Origin of the sequence: Streptomyces roseirectus (genome assembly GCF_014489635.1) — a bacterium.
Classification (GTDB): domain Bacteria; phylum Actinomycetota; class Actinomycetes; order Streptomycetales; family Streptomycetaceae; genus Streptomyces; species Streptomyces roseirectus.
Window position 1 is genome coordinate 1827395 of sequence record NZ_CP060828.1, and the last position, 17586, is coordinate 1844980.

Genomic DNA, 17586 nt, shown 5'->3' on the forward strand with positions numbered 1-17586 from the left:
TCAGGCCGCCAGTTCCCGGCCGATCCGTTCGGCCACCTGCTCCAGGATCGGGCCCGCCTGCGCGATGCACAGGGCGACGTCCGGCTCGACCTCCGTGAGCGGGTAGGCGCGGCGGATGCCCGCGCCGGCCAGGTCCTGCGGGGTCAGGGCGAGCCGGCCGCAGACGGCGACGACGTCCTTGCCGGCGGCGCGCGCGGCGGCGGCGACGCCGGCCGGGGCCTTGCCGTGCAGGGTCTGGGCGTCGAGGGAGCCCTCGCCGGTGATGACGAGGTCGGCACGGGCGAGGGCGGGCGCGAAGCCGAGGACGTCGAGCATGACCTCGATGCCGGGGCGGAAGCGGGCGCCGAGCAGCAGCGCGCCGTAGCCGATGCCGCCGGCCGCACCGGCGCCGGGGGCGGCGGCGTGCGTGGCGGCGTCGGGGCCGAACGCGGTCTCCAGGACCTTCGCGAAGTGGGTGAGGGCGGCGTCGAGGTCTTCGACGTCGTCCGGGGAGGCGCCCTTCTGGGGGCCGTAGACGGCGGGGGCGCCCGTGGGGCCGGTCAGCGGGTTGTCGACGTCGCTGGCGAGGATGAGGTCGACGTCCTTCAGGCGGGCGTCGAGGCCGGTCAGGTCGGCGCGGGCGAGGGCGGCGAGGCCGCCTCCGCCGGGGGCGACCGGTTCGCCGTCCGCGTCGAGGAAGCGGGCGCCGAGCGCGGTGAGCATGCCGGCGCCGCCGTCGGTGGTGGCGCTGCCGCCGACGCCGAAGACGATCGTGCGGGCGCCCGCGTCGAGGGCGGCGCGCAGGAGTTCGCCGGAGCCGTACGTCGACGCGGTGAGCGGGGCGAAGACGCCGCGCGGGAGCCGCTGGAGGCCGCTGGCCTCGGCCATCTCGACGACGGCGGTGTCACCGCGCAGCGCGAACGCGGCGGTGACCTCGTGTCCGAGGGGGCCCGCGACTGCCGCCTCGCGGCGTTCGAAGCCGGCCGCGAGCGCGGCGGCCACCGTGCCGTCGCCGCCGTCCGCGACGGGCAGCGTCTCCACCTCGACGCCGGGGAGCGCCCTGCGCAGGCCCGCCGTCACCCGCTGCGCGACCTCGACGGCCGTCAGTGAGCCCTTGAACTTGTCCGCCGCGACGAGCACGTGCCGCCCGCCGTGGTCCGAAGCCTCCGCCACCTGTCTCCCATCCCCGCGCCGGTTCACGCCGCTGTGACCATAACCGGAGGACACCTTCGCCGTCATGCCCCGTCCGAAGACTGGGTTCCGGCTGGTTTCCGGCTGGTTTCCGGCTGGGTGGGGGCTGTGGGCGGGAGGGTGGTTCGGGAGGTTTTGGGGGTCCTCGGGGAGGTGGCTCGATACGCTGCCGAGATGAGCACTCTTGACTACGCCGCGTACATCGCCTCTCTGCCCCGTATCCTCGCGGGCGCCGCCGCGCTCTTCCGGGACGGTGAGGGGCGGGTGCTGCTCGTCGAGCCCAACTACCGTGAGGGGTGGGCGCTTCCGGGCGGCACGATCGAGTCGGACACCGGTGAGACGCCCCGGCAGGGGGCGCGGCGCGAGACCCTGGAGGAGATCGGCCTCGACCGTCCGCTCGGGCGGCTCCTCGCCGTCGACTGGGTGCCCGGCACCGGCCGTCCGCCGCTGGTGGCCTACGTGTACGACGGGGGTGTGCTCGGCGAGGCGGAGCTCAAGTCGATCCGGCTCCAGGAGGAGGAGCTGCTGTCCTGGAAGCTCGTGCCCCGCGACGACCTCGCGGCGCATCTGCCCGGCCAGTTGGGGCTACGCGTCCTCGCCGCGCTGGACGCGCTCGCGGACGGGGCGGGGACGGCGGAGCTGGAGAACGGGCTGCCGGCCTTCTGAACGGGGCTGTCGTTGGCGGGTGTTGGCTCTCGTCCGGGCCAACGGGCTGGCAACGTGCCTAGCCCTGCTCGGTGTTGGGCCTGATCTCGACCTCGCGCAGGGCCTCGTCGCGTTCGGCGACGCGGGCCTCTGTGCGGTGGCCGCGCTGGATGTAGTCCCGCAGGACCAGTTCGACGGCGTCCTGCGGGGTGCCGACCCCGGCCAGCACCATGGCCTCGACGACGAGTTCGGCGTCGAGGGAGACGGAGACCTTTGCCATGGCGTGACGCTATCACCGGGGCGCGGGGCCGGGATATCCGTTCGCCGGGCCGGGGTCGGAGACCTACGCTCGGCCCATGGCCAAGCCTCTCGTCGCGATCCTCACCGGTGCCGGTGTCAGCACGGACTCCGGCATCCCCGACTACCGCGGGCCGAACGGACTGTGGCGGCGCGACCCCGGGGTCGAGAAGCTGGTGACGTACGAGTACTACATGGGGGACCCGGAGATCCGGCGCCGCTCGTGGCGGATGCGGCGCGAGAGCGGGGCACTGAGGGCCGAGCCGAACGCCGCGCACCGGGCGATCGTGGAGCTGGAGTGGTCGGGGGTGCCGGTGCGGGTGCTGACGCAGAACGTGGACGGACTGCACCAGCTCGCCGGGCTGCCCGACCGCAAGGTGCTCGAACTCCACGGCAGCGCACGCCGGTTCGTGTGCACGGGGTGCGGTGCGCGGGGGCCGATGGAGGACGCCCTCGCGCGGATCGACGCCGGTGAGGACGATCCGCCCTGCCTGGAGTGCGGCGGCATCCTCAAGTCGGCGACGGTCATGTTCGGCGAACACCTCGACCCGGCCGTCCTCGGCGACGCCCTCGCCATCGCCAAGGCGTGCCAGGTCTTCTACGCCGTCGGCACGTCCCTCAAGGTCCACCCCGCCGCCGCCCTCGCCGGCGTCGCCGCCGAGCACGGGGCCCGGCTGATCGTCGTCAACGCGGAGGAGACGCCGTACGACGGGGTCGCGGACGAGGTGGTCAGGGAGCCGATCGGGACGGCGCTGCCCCGGCTGCTGCGGGAGCTGGCCGGGTAGAACTCCCGTTCAGAACAGGGCCGTTCCGCGTTCGAAGTCCAGCAGGCGGCGTTTGCGGGGCAGGCCGCCGCCGTAGCCGGTGAGGTCGCCCGAGGCGCCGATGACGCGGTGGCAGGGGACGATGATGCCGACGGGGTTCTTGCCGTTGGCGAGGCCGACGGCGCGGGAGGCGCGGGGGTTGCCGAGGGCGTCGGCGAGCTGGCCGTAGGTGCGGGTCTCGCCGTAGGGGATGGCCCGCAGCTGGGACCAGACGGACTTCTGGAAGTCGGTGCCGTTCAGGGCGAGTTCGAGGGTGAACTCGGTCAACTCGCCCGCGAAGTACGCCTCCAGCTGGGCCTCGGCCTCCGCGAAGCCGGTGTCGTCGCGGGGGCCGAAGGTCTCCTCCGGCGGGCGGTGGCGCTGGTCGGTCATGTAGAGGCCGCACAGGACACCGTCGTCGGCGACGAGGGTGAGCGGGCCGTAGGGGCTGTCGACGACCTTGTGGTGCTTCATGTGAACAACCTTAGGCGGGGAGGAAGTTGATGGGGTGGTCGTCGGTCGCCCACAGGTACTGGACGGCGTAGGCGCGCCAGGGGCGCCAGGCGGCGGCGCGGGCCGTGAGGGCGGCCGGGGTCGCGGGCAGGCCCAACTCCTGTGCGGCGCGGCGGACTCCGAGGTCGGTGGGGAGGAAGGCGTCGGGGTCGCCGAGGGCGCGCATGGCGATGACGTCGGCGGTCCAGGGGCCGAGGCCGGGGAGTCGGAGGAGGCGGGCGCGGGTTTCCGGCCAGTCGCTCTCGGGGCCCAAGTGGAGGGTGCCGTCCGCCAGTTGGGTGACGAGGGTGGTGAACGTCGTGCGGCGGGTGCGGGGCATCGCGAGGGTGTCGGGGTCGAGGGCGGTGAGTGCTTCGGGGGTCGGGAAGAGGTGGGTGAGGCCGCCCTCGGGGTCGTCCACGGGGTCGCCGTGCGCGGTGACCAGGCGGGCGGCGTGGGTGCGGGCCGCGGCCGTCGAGACCTGCTGGCCGAGGACCGCGCGGATCGCGAACTCGGGTTCGTCGACGGTGCGGGGGACTCTGCGGCCGGGGGCCTTGTCGACGAGGGGGGCGAGGGCGGGGTCGGTGCGCAACTGGTCGTCCACGGCGACCGGATCAGCGTCCAGGTCGAGCATGCGGCGGCAGCGGCTGGTCGCGACGGTCAGGTCGCGCAGGTCGCTGAGGGTGAGGCGGCAGGCGATGTGGTCGGGGTGCGGGGTGAGGGCGACGATGCCGTGGCCGTACGGGAGGCGCAAGGTTCTGCGCAGGGCGCCGCCGCGCCACTCCTCCACGCCGGGGACGGCTGTCGCCGCGAGGTGGCCGAACAGGTTGTCGGGGTTCAGGGGGGCGCGGAACGGGAGCCTCAGCTGGAGCGCGCCGGGGGTCTTGTTCGCCGACTTCGGTGCGCGGCAGCGGAGTTCGGTGGGTGAGAGGGCGAAGACCTCGCGGACGGTGTCGTTGAACGTCCGGACGGACGAGAAGCCCGCCGCGAACGCCACGTCCGCCATGGGGAGTTCGCTGGTCTCGATCAGGATCCGTGCGGTCTGGGCACGTTGTGCCCTCGCCAACGCCAGGGGGCCCGCGCCGAGTTCGGCGAGGAGTTGGCGCTCCACCTGCCGGGTGCTGTACCCGAGTCGGGCGGCCAGTCCCGGCACGCCGTCCCGGTCCACCACGCCGTCCGCGATCAGCCGCATCGCCCTCGCCACGGCGTCCGCCCGCTGGTTCCACTCCGGCGAGCCCGGGCTCGTGTCCGGCCTGCACCTCTTGCACGCCCTGAACCCCGCCTGCTGACACGCCGCCGCGCTCGCGTAGAACGTCATGTTCTCCGCCTTCGGCGGCACCGCCGGACAACTCGGCCGGCAGTAGATCCCCGTCGTATACACCGCCGTGAAGAACCACCCGTCGAACCGCGCGTCCTTCGACCGCACGGCCCGCACACAGCGCTCCCGGTCAGTGTGCATCGCGTTCTGCATACCCCCAGCATGGGGCCACCCCGAGGCTTCGGCTGGCGGAAATCCGACATGGACGTGGGGGTGGGTGACGCAGGGGCCCAGACCAAACGCAGCGAGCTGCACGACACGATCGCGCAGGTCCCGGGGCACGTCCCGGAGGAGAGACCGCAGCCGGGGCCGGGGGAACGGGGGCTGGAGCTGAGGGCCGAGGGTCGGGAGCTGAGGGCCGGGAGCTGGGGGCCGGGAGCTGGGGGCCGGGAGCTGGAGGCCGGAGGCCGGAGGCCGGAGGCAAGGTCGGGAGCCGGGGGTCGGAGGCCGGGAGCCGAAGGCCGGGGGTCGGAGGCCAGGAGCCGAAGGCCGGGGGTCGGAGGCCAGGAGCCGAAGGCCGGGAGCCGGGGCCGGGAGCCGAAGGTCGGAGGCCGGGGGCCGGGGGCCGGAGGCCGGGGGCCGGAGGCCGGAGGCAAGGTCGGGGGCGGGGGCCGGAGGCCAAGGGAACCGGCCAGCCTCAGCACGTCGGCGAGGACAGCCGGCTCCAGGGCCGCCGGGGTGGCGGGGTGGTCACGCCTTGTGCTCCTTGAGGATCGAGTGGACGACGACCGCGCGGACAGCGACGGACGCGGCGGTGCTTGCGACGGCGAGGAGCATGGAGACCAGGACCGCGCCGGCGACGAGGACCAAGGCGCCGCCGCCCGCGACGAGAGCGAACGCGCTGCCGAGGGAGAGCTGGATCGCCGGGCGGTGGGAGACCAAGGCGGACGGGACCGGGGGCGGGACGGCCAGAGTAGGGATGGCCGAGGGCCGGGGCCAAGGGCTGGAGCCGAGGCCGGGGGCCAGGGCCAAGTCCGAGGGCCGGAGCTGCGGCCGGGGCCCGGGAGTGGGGTTGCTCAGGGGCTGGTTCTGCTGGTTTCCCGGCAGGGCGGCGGATGCGGCAGGCGTGGGCCTGTGCCGACAGGCTCAGACGCCGCCCGGCGGTTCCGGGCCGGGCGCTGAGGGCCTTCGGGAGGGCTGCGCTCGGGCGGCGGGCTCGAACCCAGCGGACCTCATGCCCAGCCCCCGCCGCCCTCGCACCCGCACCCGCACCCGCACCCGCACCCGCACCCGGCCAGCCTCACCTCTGGGTCCGGCAGGACCTATACCCCGCCAACCTCACCCCGGGTCCGCCAGGCCCCATACCCCGCTGCCCTCACCCCCGGCCCTGGCTCCGGCTCCGGCCCTCGCTCCCGGCTCCGGTTCCGGCCCTAGCCCTCGATCCGGCTCCGGCTCCGGCTCCGGCTCCGGCTCCGGCTCCGGCTCCGGTCAGCCTCGCCCCCGGCCCCCGGCCCCCGGCCAGCCTCACCCCCTCAAACCCGCCAAGCCGACTCCCTCAGCAGTCGCAAGCCGTTCAGGCCGACCAGGACCGTCGAGCCCTCGTGGCCTGCCACGCCGAGCGGCAGCGGCAAGTGGCCGAGGAGGTCCCACAGGACGAGGGCCGTGATGAAAGTGCCGGCGATGATGAGGTTCTGGCGGACGAGGCGGCGGGCGGTGCGGGAGAGGCGGATGGCGGCGGGGACGGCGGTGAGGTCGTCGCGGACGAGGACGGCGTCGGCGGTCTCCAGGGCGAGGTCCGCACCGGCGCGGCCCATGGCGATGCCCGCGTGGGCGACGGCGAGGGCGGGCGCGTCGTTGACGCCGTCGCCGACGAAGAGGACGCGGGTGCCGAGGCCCTTGACGGCCGTCACCTTCTCCTCGGGGAGCAGACCGGCCCGGACGTCGGTGACGCCGGTCGCCTCGGCGACGCGCGCGGCCGCGCCGGGCTGATCGCCGGTGAGCAGGACCGGCGGGGCCGTGGTGAGCGCGGTGAGCGCGGCGACGGCGGCCGGTGCCTCGGGGCGCAGCCGGTCGGTGAGGACGAGGGTGCCGACGGGGACGCCGTCGCGGGTGACGAGGACGGTGGTGGCACCGCCCTCGCCGTCCACGCCGTCCACGCCGCCGTCGCCGTCCACGCCGCCCTCCGGCGCCGTCCCGGGAGCCGGCGGACGTCCGACCGTCACCACGGCGCCCTCGACCACGGCCTCGACCCCCACCCCCGGGCGTGCCGCGAACTTCTCGGCGGGCACCAAGCGGACCCCCCGCTCCCCCGCCGCTGCGACGATCGCGCGGGCCAGCGGATGTTCGGACGCGTACTCGGCGACGGCGGCCAGCGCCAGCAGCCCCGTCTCGTCGAGCCCGGAGCCGGGGGCGGGGAGTACCGAGACGACCTCGGGCGTCCCCTCGGTCAGGGTGCCCGTCTTGTCCAGCGCGACGACGTCCACGGCCCCCAACTGCTCCATGGCGACGGCGGACTTGACGAGGACCCCGTGCCGTCCGGCGTTGGCGACGGCCGACAGGAGCGGCGGCATGGTCGCGAGGACGACCGCGCAGGGCGAGGCCACGATCATGAACGTCATCGCGCGCAGCAGCGCACTCGTGAGGTCGGCACCGAACATCAGCGGCACGGCGAACACCGCGAGGGTCGCGACGACCACCCCGACGGCGTACCGCTGCTCGACCTTCTCGATGAGCACCTGGGTGGGCGCCTTGGTGCGGGACGCCTCCTCGACGAGCCCCACGATGCGGGCGATCACCGAGTCGGAGGGGTCGCGTTCGACGCGGACGCGCAGCGCGCCGGTGCCGTTGAGCGTCCCCGCGAACACCTCGTCGCCGGGCCGCTTGACGACGGGCATGGACTCGCCGGTGACGGTCGCCTGGTCGGCCTCGCTGAGGCCGTCGAGGACACGCCCGTCGGCGCCGATGCGCTCGCCGGGGCGGATCAACAGGACGTCGCCGACGGCGAGTTCGGCAGCGGGGACGGTCTCCTCGCCGGTGTCGGTGAGGCGGGTCGCGGTATCGGGCGCGAGGTCGAGGAGGCCGCGCACGGAGTCGGCCGTCCGGGCGGTGGCGAGCGCTTCGAGGGCGCCGGAGGTGGCGAAGATGACGATCAGCAGGGCGCCGTCGAGGACCTGCCCGATGGAGGCCGCGCCGATCGCCGCGACGATCATCAGGAGGTCGACGTCGAGGGTCTTCTCGCGCAGCGCGCGCAGGCCCTCCAGGGCGGGTTCCCAGCCGCCGGAGACGTAGGCGGCGGCGTAGAGGGGGCCGTACAGCCAGGCGGGGCCGCCGCCGAGGTCCGCCACGAGGGCGAGGACGAAGAGGAGGGTGGCCGCGAGGGCCCACCGCACCTCGGGCAGGGCGAGCAGCCGGGTGCGGCGGCGCGGGACGGCCGCCGGGCGGACAGGGGTGGGGGCAAGGGTCGCTGACACCCTCCCCACCATACAGGAACACATGAAGACTCATTCATTCGTTCATGTGCGATGAGTAGACTGTTCCCATGGGCCATGGAGTCGTCACCACCGAAACCGCAGATCGGGTCCGCCTCGACGCGGACAACGTGGCGAAGGTGGCCACCACGCTCCAGGCCCTCTCGACGCCGTCCCGTCTGCTGATCCTCGCGCGCCTGCGCGAAGGACCGCTGCCCGCGACGGAGTTGGCGGCGGAGGTCGGCATGGAGCAGTCGGCCTGCTCGCACCAGCTACGGCTGCTGCGCAACCTCGGCCTGGTGGTCGGCGAGCGGCGCGGACGGTCCGTCGTCTACGCGCTGCACGACCACCATGTCGCCGAGCTGCTGGACCAGGCGGTGTACCACGTGGAGCACCTGCGGCTGGGGCTCAGCGACACCGCCGAGTAGGGCCTCACACCTCACATATTGATCATGTGTCCGGCCAGCCCGTGCACCGCCTCCTTCACCGCCTCGCCCAGCGTCGGGTGGGCGTGCACGTTGCGGGCGACCTCGTGGACCGTGAGGTCCCACTGCTGCGCCAGGGTGAGCTCCGGGAGCAGTTCGGTGACATCGGGGCCGATGAGGTGCCCGCCGATCAGCTCGCCGTACTTCGCGTCGCTGATGAGCTTCACGAACCCGGTGGTGTCACCGAGGCCGTGGGACTTGCCGTTGGCCGTGAAGGGGAACTTGGCGACCTTCACGTCGTAGCCCTTCTCGCGGGCCTGCGCCTCCGTGTAGCCGAAGCTCGCGATCTGGGGCTGACAGTAGGTGGCCCGGGGGATCATCGCGTAGTCCAGCTCCATGGTCTCGGCGCCCGCCAGGGTCTCGGCGGCGATGACGCCCATGGCCTCGGCGGTGTGCGCGAGCATCAGCTTCGCGGTGACGTCGCCGATCGCGTAGATGTGCGGCACGGAGGTGCGGCAGCGGCCGTCGACGTCGATCGCGCCGCGCTCGGTGAGCCGGACGCCGGTCGCCTCCAGGCCGTAGCCGGTGACGTTGGGGGCGAAGCCGATGGCCTGGAGGACCTTGTCGGTCTCCAGGACCTGCCGCGCGCCGTCCCTGCCGGTGACGGTGACGCGGACCTGGTCGCCGGAGTCGTCGATGGACTCGACGCGGGTCGAGGTCAGCACGTCGATGCCCAACTTGCGGTACTGGCGGGCGAGTTCGGCGGAGACCTCGGCGTCCTCCAGCGGGGCGACGCGGTCCAGGAACTCGACGATCGTGACCTTCACGCCGTAGTTGTGCAGGACGTACGCGAACTCGATGCCGATGGCTCCGGCGCCCGCGATCACGATCGAGCGCGGGAGGTCGTCGGCGAGGATCTGCTCCTCGTAGGTGACGACACGCGCGCTCTTGCTGGTGCCGGGCAGGAGGCGGGGCGTGGCGCCGGTCGCGATGATGCAGTCCGTGAAGCCGATGGTCTTCGTGCTGCCGTCCGCGCCGCTGACCTGGAGGGTGTTCGCGTCGAGGAAGGTGCCCCGGCCGTCGAACTCGGTGATCTTGTTCTTCTTCATCAGGTAGTGGACGCCCTTGACGCGGCCGTCGGCGACGCGGCGGCTGCGCGCGTACGCCTCGCCGTAGTCGAAGGTGACCTGGCCCTCGACCTTGATGCCGAAGGTCTTCGCCTCGCGGGTGAAGATGTGGGCGAGTTCGGCGTTGCGCAGCAGGGCCTTGGTGGGGATGCAGCCGACGTTCAGACAGACGCCGCCCCAGTACTTCTCTTCAACGACCGCGACGCTCTTGCCCAGTTGGGCCGCGCGGACGGCGGCGACGTAGCCGCCGGGCCCCGCTCCGAGCACGACGACGTCGAATCGCTCGTCCATGACGGAATTCCTCTTCCCTCGGGAGCGCCCGAGGTGCCCCGGGCGCACGCGGTGGCCGCCGGAAACAGTGTCCGGCGGCCGTCTCCGTGAGGAATTCTCCTACTCGGCCGAGGTCGGACGGCGGGAGGCGGCTGTCGCGTCCGTCACGTCCTTGATCGGCCGCAGCCGGTAGGTGTAGGCGTAGTCGCGGCCGGCGAACAGCTTGTACTCGTCGTGGGTGTGCGCGCCCCAGCTGTTGTCGCCGCCGACGCCCATCTGCCGGTGGCTGACGCGCAGGACGACCTCGGCACGCGGGGTGAGCTGGTAGTCGTGCCGGACGCCGGCGGACAGGTCCTCGGGGGTGAAGTGCGAGGCGTTCACCTCGACGAGGGGTTCGCCGGAGACCAGCAGGCCCCTCCCCCGGGCGTCGGTGAGCGCCGCCCAGCGGACGTCGGTCTTGTTGCCGTTCTCCTGGGGGCGGATGTACGGGGTCCACTGGCCGGTCACGGTGCCGGACCAACGGCCCACGTCCGTACCGTTGTTGCGGTCCCAGTGGTTCTCCTCGGGGCCGCGCCCGTACCAGTGCAGGTGTTCGAGGCGGGCGGGCAGGAACAGCAGGCTGCCGACCTCCGGGATGTACGGCAGGTTCGCCGCGCCCGGGTGGAGGGTGTGGTCCACCTTGATCTCGGCGTTCCCGAAGACCGTGTAGGTGGTGGTGTACGTGGAGACCGTGGTCGTCGGCAGGGTGCCCTCGACCCTGATCTCGACGGCCCTGTCGGCGAGTTCGCGCACGGTGACGCTCTTCACCGCGCGCCGGGCGCCCGCGTCCCGCCAGGTCTGGTTGCGGGTGTGCTGCCCGTTGCCCTTGTCGTTGTCGGTGGGCGCCCGCCAGAAGTTGGGGGCGGCGCCGGAGACGAGCAGGGGCGCGCCGTCGACGACGTACGAGGTGATGAGGCCGCTCGCCCGGTCGACGGCGACCGTGAAGTTCCGGCCCGTCACGGTGACCTTCTCGGTGTCCTCGGTGTGGCTCAGGGCCGCGACCGCCGTGAGCGGTACGGGAGTCACCGCCGGGCTGCCCGCGTCCAGGGGGAGCTGGGCGCGGGCGACCTCGTGGCCGGACTTCGCCCAGGGCGTGGACTCCTTGAGGGTGAAGGCGAGTTGGAGGAAGTACTCGGCGCCGGGCGCGGGCTTCGCGGGCAGCTTCACCGGGACGGTGATCGCCTTGCTGGTGAGCGGCGCGACGTCGAGGTGACTCCGCGTCAGCTTGCCCTTCTGGACGGTCTCGCCGTCCAGGACGAGGGCCCAACTCGCGTCGAACTCGCGGAGGTTGGTGAACAGGTACTCGTTGACGAGGGTGACCTCGCCGGGCCTGGCACCCGCCGTGAACTGGATCTCCTGGTAGACGCGCTTGATCTCGGCGGCCTTGCCGGTGTGGCCCCGGTCGGCGGTGACGACGCCGTCGGCGACGAAGCTGCCGTCGTTCGGGAAGTCGCCCCAGTCGCCGCCGTACGCGAAGTACGTCTTCTCCTTCGGCTTGACGCCGGTGACGGCGACGGTGGCCGCGTCGAACCAGAGGCGGACGCCGTCGTCGGTCGGCTGCCGGGTGGTGGAGGCGAGTTCGGCGGCCGTCAGGGCGCGGGCGTAGACGTGGGCGCGGCGGATGGTGCCGCTGAACTCGCGGGTGTGGTTGTCGGTGTCGTTCGCGAGGGCGAGCGGCGCGGTGTTGCTGCTCGGGCGGCGGGTCGTCGTGCGGGTGGCGCGGGAGACGCCGTCGACGTACAGGGTGACGGTGCCCGCGTCGGCGTCGAAGACACCGGCGACGTGGTGCTCGCGGCCCGCCCAGTCGGCGGGCAGGGGCCAGGTCGCGCTGACCCACTGGCCGCCGCCGTGGATGAAGAACTCCAGGTTCTGGTCGGACTGCTTGAGGGCGTACTGGGTGTCGCCCTTGGCGATGATCGGCTGCTGGTAGCCGGTGACGCGCGGGGTGATCCAGGCTTCCAGGGTGAGCGAGCCGGTGAGGTCGAGGCCGGGGTCGCGGGGGAAGACGGTGGCGCCGGAGACACCCTTGTCGCGGTCGAACTCGCCCGCCGACGACATGAGTTCGGCACGCAGCTTCAACGGGCCCGTCTCGGTGAGGAGTTGACGGACCGGGGTGCGCTCGGTGAGGGACTGGTCGACGAAGTCCCAGATCCAGCCGCCCTGGAGGACGTCGTAGCGGCGGATCAGGTCCCAGTACTTCTTGAAGTTGCCGTTCGAGTTGCCCATCGCGTGGGAGTACTCGATCATCACGTACGGCCGGGTGTCGGCGGTGTCCTTGGCACGGGCCTCGACGCGCGCGGGCGAGTCGTACATCTCGGAGCGGATGTCGCTGATGCCGGGGCGGTCGTCGCCCTCGTACTGGACGACGCGGGTCGTGTCGTACGACTTGATCCAGTCGTGCATGTTCACGAACGTCCGCCCGCCACCCGCCTCGTTGCCGAGGGACCAGATGACGACCGAGGCGTGGTTCTTGTCGCGGTGGACCATGTTCTGGGCGCGGGCGACGCAGGCGGCGCTCCAGTCGGGGTGGTCGCCGGGGAAGCGGTCGCGGATGCCGTGGGTCTCCAGGTTGGTCTCGTCGACGAGGTACAGGCCGTACTCGTCGGCGAGTTCGTACCACAGCGGGTTGTTCGGGTAGTGGGAGGTGCGGACGGAGTTCATGTTGAGCTGTTTGATCAGCTTCATGTCCTCGACCAGGTCCGCGCGGGTGAGCGCCATGCCCCGGTCCGGGTGCATCTCGTGGCGGTTGGTGCCCCGGAAGGAGACCGGCCTGCCGTTGACGCGCATCAGCCCGTCCTTCAGGGCGAACTCGCGCAGGCCGACGCGGTGGGACACCGTCTCGACGACCTTCCCGGCCGGGTCGCGCAGTTGGAGGACGGCCGTGTAGAGGTAGGGGTGCTCGGCGGACCACAGGCGCGGCGCGGGGACGTCGCGGGAGGCGGTGACGGTGACGTCCTCCCCGGCGACGGTGACGTCGGCCCGCCCGCTGAGGGGGCGCGGCCAGACGGGGTGGCCCTTGGCGTCGTACAGCATCGTGTCGACGGTGTAGGCGCCCTTGGTGCCGTCGTACGCGCGCACGCTCGCGGTGACCGCGAGGGCGGCGCCCTTGTAGTCGCCGGTGAGCGGGGTGTCGAGCTTGAAGTCGCGCAGGTGGACGGGCGGGGTGGAGTACAGGTACACCGAGCGGAAGATGCCGCTCAGACGGATCATGTCCTGGTCCTCCAGCCAGTCGCCGTCGGAGTAGCGGTAGACCTCGACGGCGATCTGGTTGGTGCCCGCTCTCAGGTGCGGTGTGATGTCGTACTCGGCGGGGGTGTACGAGTCCTCGCTGTAGCCGACGAGTTCGCCGTTGATCCACACGTAGTGCGCGGACTTGACGCCCTCGAAGTGCAGGAAGGTGCGCCGGCCCGACCAGCCCCGGGGGACCGTGAAGGTGCGGCGGTACTGGCCGACGGGGTTGTAGCGGGTGGGGGCGGCGGGCGGCTGCGGGTTCTCGCCGAGACCGTTGGGACCCCACCAGGGGTAGGTGATGTTGACGTAGATCGGGAAGTCGTAGCCGTGCCGCTGCCACACCGACGGGACCGGGATCGTGTCCCAGCCCCGGTCGTCGAGGTCGGTGCGGTGGAAGTCCACGTCGCGGTCCTCGGGGCGGTCCGCGTAGGCGAACTTCCACGCGCCGTCGAGGCTCAGCCGGTACGGGGAGCGGGTGCGGTCGGCGGCCAGGGCCTGGGGGACGCCGTCGTAGGGCATCAGGGTGGTGTGCGGGGGCTGGGTGCCGACGCGGAAGGTGTCGATGCGGCCGTTCCACTCCGGCTGGGCCGCCGCCTCGCCGACCGCCCGCGCCGGGTGCGCGGTGCCCGCCGAGGCGGACAGGGCGAACGCTCCGAGGACGGCGGCGGAGCCCTCCAGGAGCCTGCGGCGGCTGACGGCCGGGCGCCAGGAGTCCGTCGGGAGCGGCTGTTGCGGGTGCGGGTGCGGCATTGGCCGTGACCTTCCTCGGTTCCTCAGGATGAACGGTCCTGTCGGATGCTGTTGCCGAACCGAACAGCGGCACGTTTCACTGACGATCCGTCAACTCATCCCCCCACCCCCCGCATTACCGCGCGGACGTGGGAGTACTGCTGGTGAAACGATGGCTACCGAGCCAGCCACACCCTAGGTCCCGAGTACAGTCGAGGCAATCACCCTGTAAGACTTTGTGCAATTCTGATCGACCGGAGCGTCACCTTCGACGGGCCTCCCCGATGCACGCGTCGAGGATCCCGACCGCCGCGTCGATGTCCCCCGCCGTGTGCTCCGCCATCACCTGGAGCCGGAACCGCGCCGCGTCCGAGGCCACGGCGGGCTGCTCGACGAGGTGCGCGATCAGCCCGGCACGCGCGATCAGCCCGGACGCGGTACGCCCCGTCGCGGTGTCACCGATCAGGACGGGGACGACGGGACAGACGACGTCCCCCATCACCTCCAGGCCGCGCCCGGTGAGCCCGTCCCTGAGCCGAACGGCGTTCGCCCGCACGGCGGTTCGGCGCCGGGCTCCCTCCTCGGAGGTGACGACGGACAGCGCGGCGAGGGCCACCGCCGTCTGGACGGGGGTGATGGCGCTGGAGAAGGTCTGCGGGCCGCCGAACATGCGGACGTACTCGCGCGCCGAGGACGAGCGCGTCGCGAGGAAGCCACCGGTCGACGCGAACGTCTTGGAGAACGCGCCCACCACGAAGTCGACTTCACCCAGGATGCCGTGCGCTTCGAGCTGCCCGCCGCCCCGTTCGCCCATGGCGCCGAAGTCGTGCGCCACGTCCACGAGGAGCTGGGCGCCGAACTCCCGGCACAGCGCGAGGAGTTCGGCGAGGTCCGGGGTGTCGGAGTCCATGGAGAAGACGCCCTCGGTGACCACCAGGACCGCCCTGGCCGTGTCGGTGGCACGGATCTTGGCGAGATGACGCCGGACCGCCTCGTTGTCCAGGTGCCGGAAGAACTCGACCGTCGCGCCGCTCGCCGCCGCGCCCTGCCTCAGCGAGTCGTGGGAGAGCTTGTCGAGGAGGATGTGGTCGCCCTTGTGCATCAGGGCGCGGATCGTGCCGAAACCCGAGGCCCAGCCGGTGGGGAACAGCATGACGTGGTCGGTGCGGAGCGCTTCGGCGAGGCCCGCTTCCAGGGCCTTGCTCAGCGGGTTCCCGCCGCCCAGCGCCGGCGAACCGGCCGTCAACGGGCCGTAGGTGTACAGCGCCTTGTGGGCGGCCTCCAGGATCTCGGGGTGTCCGGTCAGCGAAAGGTAGTCCTGGCCGCCGAAGTTGGGGCCCGCCGTGGTGACACCGGTGTCCGAGACCGCCGTGGCGTGCGGGGTGAGCGGGGTGGCGTAGCTGCGGAAGTAGGGCCACAGTCCGGCCTGTTCGCGGGCGCGCTGCCAGGCGAGGTAGGGGTCGTTGCGGGTGGTGAGGTCGGCGCCGGACGGGGTGCGGAACCGCATGATGTCCTTGCGGAGGGTGTCGTCCGCCGTGGGGAGAGGCATGAGGGGTCTTTCTCGAAAAGGGCCTGGTGAGAACGACGTTATGGGTGGGGTCTGGGGGTTGTGGGGTGTCCTGACGCGGTCTTGATCTTGCGTGAGCGGTTTCTGTACGCGCGGTCGCGGGCGGTTCGGGCGAAGTGCTCCCTCGGCGCGTCGTGCCGGGCCACAATGAACGGACTTGGGGGGCTCATGAAGATTCCGGCCTTGCTGTTCTTCCTGGTCGCCGTGCCGGCCGTCCTCTTGTTCCTGCCGCGTCCGAAGTGGGTGCGGGCACGGCAGGTGTTCGAGTTGCCGGAGGCGCGGGAACCGGCGGCGCATGTGCGGTACTCGGTGCTGGTGCCGGCGTTGCGCGAGCCGTACCTCGACGCGATGTTCACGCACCTGATGGATCCGGGCCGCCGGGACTTCGAAGTGCTGCTGCTCGTGTCGCCGGACGACCACGACACGCTAGCGCAGGCGCGGAGGCTGGAGGCCGTGGACCCACAGCTGTTCCGGACGGTCCTGCGCACCACACAGGGGTCCAGGCTGGCCGCCGCCCTCAACGAAGGGCTCGCCCACTGCGCCGGGGAGGTCGTCGGATTCCTGGAGGTCGACGACCCGTTGGCGCCCGGTCTCATCGACCGTGTCGACGGGGCGTTCCGGGCGTCCGGGGCGGACGTGGTCCGGCTCGCCGTGGACGTGCCCGGTGTGCTGGAGGCCGGGGAGATCGTCCACCGGACCGACGACGTGGTGTGCGTCCGGGGGCGGTCACCCGTCCGGACGACCCCGCACTTCTGGCGGGGCCACAGCGCCGGCTATTTCGTCCGCACCGACCTGCTGCGGCTGGTCGGCGGCTGGGACGACGGCTGCAGCGCCGAGGAACTGGAGCTGATGCTGCGCCTGTTCACGTACGGGGCGACCGGCGCGGTGCTGTACGGAGAGGAGACCCGGGTCACGATCCCCGTCGAGGCGACCCTGTCCCTCCAGACACGCATGCTGTACCGCCGTCGCCTGCGCCGGAACACGGGGCTGCTCCAGATCTACCGGACCCGCGAGTGGCACCGGATCCAGGGCAGGTTCCGCCGCTGGTCGGCCCGGCTGGCGCTGCTCCTGCCGCTGGTGCGGGACCTGGCCGGACCGACGGTCGCGGCGCTGACGGTCGCGGCGTCCTTCTTCGTGGGCGAGTCCGTCACCGTCGGAGTGGGGTGGACCGCTTTCGTCGTGCTGGCGTTCGTCCTCCCGGATGACGCCGCCGTGGTCTGGCTGCGTGCTCAGACGCGCACGGACCAGTCCTGGCTGAGGACGGCGTCGCCCGCGTCCATCGCGAACACCCTCCTCAGCGCCCTGACCCGCACCCCCGCCGCGCTCACCGCCCTCACCCACTACCTCCGGGGCGACACCCCCGTCCTCAACGCCCACTTCGAACACAGCCTCCGCAAACCGCCACCCCGCGCTCCCGGACCACCCCCGCCCGAGTCCGAGGAGGACGCCCCGGCGGACCTTCTGGCCCTCGCCTCCTCCCCCGACACCCCGGCGGCGGCCCAGGCGCTCGCCGCCGGACTCGACACCCTGTTCACCGCCCTGGGGCCGCCCCCAGAGGCGCAGCGCCTCGCCGGAACGGGCCCGGCGCCCAAGGGAGACGGAGGAGCCGACGATGGCTGACGAGATCGGGACGCAGCCCGCCCGGCAGCCGAGCGCCCTCGACATCGCCGCGCAGTGGGCCCAACTCCCCGCCGAACACCTGGCGGTGGCGCTCAGCGCGCTGGAACCGCAGCTCGCCCGGGAGCACGAGGCGCGGATGCGCTCCGAACAGGCGCAGGCGTACGCCGAGTTGGAGCAACTGCGTTCACGGGAGGCCGAGTTGAAGCGGGCGCACCGGCGCCGGCTGACGGGGACGTACTGCGCGGTGCTGGTGGCGCTCACCACCCTGGGCACGTCCGCGTACTTCGGGACGCATCAACAGCCGTGGCTGGCCGTCGCGTTCTTCGGCCCGACCCTGCTGTCCCTGGTGAAGATCCTCGCGCTGGGCCGCAGCGACGCGGACGACGTGAAACAGGCGGCGGCCGCCGTCCGGGCCGCCGCGAACGCGCTCCCGCCGCCGCCGTGAC

14 protein-coding genes are annotated in these 17586 nt (G+C 72.6%); 5 read left to right on the top strand and 9 right to left on the bottom strand.

Annotation, left to right across the window (positions count from 1 at the left end; translation table 11 throughout):
- Complete coding sequence (locus IAG44_RS07440; protein WP_246563907.1) at positions 1 to 1119, bottom strand: glycerate kinase; 1119 nt, start codon at positions 1117 to 1119, stop codon at positions 1 to 3.
- Positions 1120 to 1344: 225 nt separating this feature from the next.
- Between IAG44_RS07440 and IAG44_RS07445 the strand changes: the two genes are divergently transcribed.
- Positions 1345 to 1836, top strand: a complete 492-nt coding sequence (locus tag IAG44_RS07445) for an NUDIX domain-containing protein (protein WP_187746327.1) — start codon at positions 1345 to 1347, stop codon at positions 1834 to 1836.
- Positions 1837 to 1894: 58 nt separating this feature from the next.
- Here IAG44_RS07445 and IAG44_RS07450 read toward each other — a convergent pair whose 3' ends face one another.
- Positions 1895 to 2095 carry a type II toxin-antitoxin system VapB family antitoxin gene (locus IAG44_RS07450; RefSeq protein WP_187746328.1) on the bottom strand — a complete coding sequence of 67 codons (201 nt, stop codon included), beginning with the start codon at positions 2093 to 2095 and terminating at the stop codon, positions 1895 to 1897.
- A 76-nt stretch (positions 2096 to 2171) separates the two neighbouring features.
- Between IAG44_RS07450 and IAG44_RS07455 the strand changes: the two genes are divergently transcribed.
- A complete protein-coding gene (locus IAG44_RS07455) occupies positions 2172 to 2897 on the top strand; it encodes an SIR2 family NAD-dependent protein deacylase (RefSeq protein WP_187746329.1) in 726 nt (241 codons plus the stop codon).
- A gap of 9 nt (positions 2898 to 2906) precedes the next feature.
- Here IAG44_RS07455 and IAG44_RS07460 read toward each other — a convergent pair whose 3' ends face one another.
- From IAG44_RS07460 to IAG44_RS07475, 4 genes are all read right to left on the bottom strand, one after another.
- The gene (locus IAG44_RS07460) at positions 2907 to 3389 is read right to left on the bottom strand and encodes a methylated-DNA--[protein]-cysteine S-methyltransferase (RefSeq protein ID WP_187746330.1); all 483 of its coding nucleotides are present in this window, start codon (positions 3387 to 3389) and stop codon (positions 2907 to 2909) included.
- 10 nt (positions 3390 to 3399) lie between these two features.
- Positions 3400 to 4866 (bottom strand): AlkA N-terminal domain-containing protein, encoded by a 1467-nt coding sequence (locus IAG44_RS07465; RefSeq protein ID WP_187746331.1) that lies wholly within the window; start codon positions 4864 to 4866, stop codon positions 3400 to 3402.
- A 549-nt stretch (positions 4867 to 5415) separates the two neighbouring features.
- Positions 5416 to 5607: a hypothetical protein gene (locus tag IAG44_RS07470; RefSeq protein WP_425508427.1), complete on the bottom strand. Its 192-nt coding sequence runs from the start codon at positions 5605 to 5607 to the stop codon at positions 5416 to 5418.
- Positions 5608 to 6197: 590 nt separating this feature from the next.
- The gene (locus tag IAG44_RS07475) at positions 6198 to 8147 is read right to left on the bottom strand and encodes a heavy metal translocating P-type ATPase (RefSeq protein ID WP_187752559.1); all 1950 of its coding nucleotides are present in this window, start codon (positions 8145 to 8147) and stop codon (positions 6198 to 6200) included.
- 56 nt (positions 8148 to 8203) lie between these two features.
- Here IAG44_RS07475 and IAG44_RS07480 point away from each other — a divergent pair, with 56 nt between their 5' ends.
- On the top strand, positions 8204 to 8560 hold the full coding sequence (locus IAG44_RS07480) for an ArsR/SmtB family transcription factor (RefSeq protein ID WP_187746332.1): 357 nt from the start codon (positions 8204 to 8206) through the stop codon (positions 8558 to 8560).
- 11 nt (positions 8561 to 8571) lie between these two features.
- On the opposite strand, the gene lpdA is transcribed toward IAG44_RS07480, so the two are convergent.
- From lpdA to IAG44_RS07495, 3 genes are all read right to left on the bottom strand, one after another.
- Complete coding sequence (gene lpdA / locus IAG44_RS07485; RefSeq protein WP_187746333.1) at positions 8572 to 9975, bottom strand: dihydrolipoyl dehydrogenase; 1404 nt, start codon at positions 9973 to 9975, stop codon at positions 8572 to 8574.
- Positions 9976 to 10074: 99 nt separating this feature from the next.
- Positions 10075 to 13974: a glycoside hydrolase family 2 TIM barrel-domain containing protein gene (locus IAG44_RS07490; protein WP_187746334.1), complete on the bottom strand. Its 3900-nt coding sequence runs from the start codon at positions 13972 to 13974 to the stop codon at positions 10075 to 10077.
- A 241-nt stretch (positions 13975 to 14215) separates the two neighbouring features.
- Positions 14216 to 15502: an aminotransferase class I/II-fold pyridoxal phosphate-dependent enzyme gene (locus tag IAG44_RS07495; protein WP_187746335.1), complete on the bottom strand. Its 1287-nt coding sequence runs from the start codon at positions 15500 to 15502 to the stop codon at positions 14216 to 14218.
- 186 nt (positions 15503 to 15688) lie between these two features.
- Between IAG44_RS07495 and IAG44_RS07500 the strand changes: the two genes are divergently transcribed.
- Positions 15689 to 17140: a glycosyltransferase family 2 protein gene (locus tag IAG44_RS07500; RefSeq protein ID WP_187746336.1), complete on the top strand. Its 1452-nt coding sequence runs from the start codon at positions 15689 to 15691 to the stop codon at positions 17138 to 17140.
- Positions 17133 to 17585, top strand: a complete 453-nt coding sequence (locus tag IAG44_RS07505; protein ID WP_187746337.1) for a hypothetical protein — start codon at positions 17133 to 17135, stop codon at positions 17583 to 17585. Before IAG44_RS07500 ends, IAG44_RS07505 begins: the two co-directional genes overlap by 8 nt.
- Position 17586: the final 1 nt, after the last annotated feature.

Excerpts from the sequence above, each read along its gene's own strand:
- IAG44_RS07500 (WP_187746336.1), top strand. The coding sequence starts at position 15,689 with ATGAAGATTCCGGCCTTGCTGTTCTTCCTGGTCGCCGTGCCGGCCGTC.
- IAG44_RS07460 (WP_187746330.1), bottom strand. The coding sequence starts at position 3,389 with ATGAAGCACCACAAGGTCGTCGACAGCCCCTACGGCCCGCTCACCCTC.
- IAG44_RS07455 (WP_187746329.1), top strand. The coding sequence starts at position 2,172 with ATGGCCAAGCCTCTCGTCGCGATCCTCACCGGTGCCGGTGTCAGCACG.
- IAG44_RS07465 (WP_187746331.1), bottom strand. The coding sequence starts at position 4,866 with ATGCACACTGACCGGGAGCGCTGTGTGCGGGCCGTGCGGTCGAAGGAC.
- IAG44_RS07480 (WP_187746332.1), top strand. The coding sequence starts at position 8,204 with ATGGGCCATGGAGTCGTCACCACCGAAACCGCAGATCGGGTCCGCCTC.
- IAG44_RS07450 (WP_187746328.1), bottom strand. The coding sequence starts at position 2,095 with ATGGCAAAGGTCTCCGTCTCCCTCGACGCCGAACTCGTCGTCGAGGCC.
- IAG44_RS07475 (WP_187752559.1), bottom strand. The coding sequence starts at position 8,147 with ATGGTGGGGAGGGTGTCAGCGACCCTTGCCCCCACCCCTGTCCGCCCG.
- IAG44_RS07445 (WP_187746327.1), top strand. The coding sequence starts at position 1,345 with ATGAGCACTCTTGACTACGCCGCGTACATCGCCTCTCTGCCCCGTATC.
- lpdA (WP_187746333.1), bottom strand. The coding sequence starts at position 9,975 with ATGGACGAGCGATTCGACGTCGTCGTGCTCGGAGCGGGGCCCGGCGGC.
- IAG44_RS07505 (WP_187746337.1), top strand. The coding sequence starts at position 17,133 with ATGGCTGACGAGATCGGGACGCAGCCCGCCCGGCAGCCGAGCGCCCTC.
- IAG44_RS07495 (WP_187746335.1), bottom strand. The coding sequence starts at position 15,502 with ATGCCTCTCCCCACGGCGGACGACACCCTCCGCAAGGACATCATGCGG.
- IAG44_RS07490 (WP_187746334.1), bottom strand. The coding sequence starts at position 13,974 with ATGCCGCACCCGCACCCGCAACAGCCGCTCCCGACGGACTCCTGGCGC.